At 36.1% G+C, this 1,796-nt stretch carries 2 protein-coding genes and 1 pseudogene; all 3 read right to left on the reverse strand.

Annotation, left to right across the window (positions count from 1 at the left end):
• Positions 1-458: pseudogene (locus ACH5AC_RS38405) on the reverse strand (hypothetical protein); the annotation flags it as partial.
• 571 nt (positions 459-1,029) lie between these two features.
• A complete protein-coding gene (locus ACH5AC_RS38410) occupies positions 1,030-1,179 on the reverse strand; it encodes a toxin-antitoxin system HicB family antitoxin (protein ID WP_350502499.1) in 150 nt (49 codons plus the stop codon).
• Between the two features lie 287 nt (positions 1,180-1,466).
• Positions 1,467-1,796 (reverse strand): hypothetical protein (locus ACH5AC_RS38415; RefSeq protein WP_360451408.1); only part of this gene is annotated, 330 nt, incomplete at its 5' end.

Here is a 1,796-nt window from a genome sequence, read left to right on the forward strand (position 1 = left end):
CCTACATTGTCCACGTGGTCTATTTTATTTATTTTAACAAACCCATGACCCCAGATGTCCGATAGAACGTCTACAGGCGTGTAAGGAAGGTTATAGACCAATAGGTGATAATGTATAGCCCCTCGTTTCTGAAACTCAATTACAGCAGTGTATTTTAGTTTTATTTTTAAAGTGTAATTCAGCCTTTGGATAAACTTTTTGAAGTTATAGTTAGATTGTTTTATGTCCTGCATGTTTTCAGCATATGTAAGTGTGAAAAATTTCGGTTGCTCGTTCCACGCATTTGCATTGGCATTTGCTTGGTTAAACACTTGCTTCCTTGCACGATATAACACATCAGACCTGTTCTTCATCTTTGTTTCAGCATCATTTATCCAATCATGATCAGACTGTTTTTTCCTACCAGCATTTTCACGAACTGCATCTTTACCTGTTGCTACCTCTTTCTCGTAGCTCAATAATTCCCATACACCGCCACTTTTTATTAGTTTGTGACGATACCTCAATTATAAAATACCTCTCTTCCTTGTCTAAATTTTTCTGCTTATTAATCGCTATAATCAAGTTAAGTAAGAAACAGAAATAGCGATTAAATATTAACCTATTTTTCTATCAGATTTAAACGGAAATATAAATCCTAAATCTACTAGAATTGTACCACTAAATTCGCCGCAGCCGGTTATTACTTTTCTATCAACTCCTGAAATTTTATAAAAGAATCCTGGTTGCAAAATGATAGTTTGTTTTAGTGCGTGTAATGTAACCACCATTACTTTTGTGTCTTCGGTTTTGTAATAAGAAATATTAAACATGTGCTCGTCCTCTTTTCTTGTTTTTTTAGTTGCGCTTCACCATCACCACTGCGTAGATCTACTCCATGAATCCTTGACTCGGAACCTTTGCGACCCAGATTACTTGCCACCGTCGCCACCTTCTAGAAATCTTTAATGTGGCAAACCGAACTAGGTTATCAGAGTCGCCTTTCCAAGTAAAGGAACCGCTACGCTTTCACTACGTAGAACTACTCCGTTAAAACTCTTTATCGTCTTTATATTCGCTCAGTATGTATGAAATCAAAGCGTTGACCGACATACCTCTCTTTTCAGCTTCTTTTTTTAACCATTCGTGTAGGTCTTCAGTAAGCCTTAGAGAAAAAACCGCTTTTCCCAATAACTTCACCTCCTTATGGTATCATTATAGTATCAAAGTGGTATCATGTCAATACCATAATGGTTAGTGTTATTTCTCTCGGTCTTTTATAAATAAAATAAATCCGCCTTGCGGTGTCGGGGGCCCCAACTGGAGTCACCCCACCCACACGCAAAAGGGCGGATTTTATATTTTCAAGGAAATTAAATAAGGACCCCATTATAGGAGTCCCATTGTCAAAGTTTGAACACTTTACCCGCTATTAGAAAACGGTAAAGTCATAGTATTTTTATTTTCTATGTGTTAAAATAGCGCTGTTAACTTTTGCGATTTAAGTTAATTTGTATCTTATGAATATTGCCTAGATATTCATTTTCATAGTTTTTGGAATATGTTATATATTCGTCATGAGACTTTAGCAGAGTCTCTTTTTCTTTTTCCGTCAAAATATACTCTTCAGGCTTCTTTAACCCTCTACTCGAAAAATAAGACTTCTCTCCAAGTAATCTTTCGTCAATATTATCCTTTATCATATATTTCGTTATATAAGCCCCTACATTGTCCACGTGGTCTATTTTATTTATTTTAACAAACCCATGACCCCAGATGTCCGATAGAACGTCTACAGGCGTGTAAGGAAGGTTATA

Origin of the sequence: Streptomyces sp. NPDC018693, assembly GCF_044391385.1 — a bacterium.
In the GTDB taxonomy this organism is placed as follows: domain Bacteria; phylum Actinomycetota; class Actinomycetes; order Streptomycetales; family Streptomycetaceae; genus Streptomyces.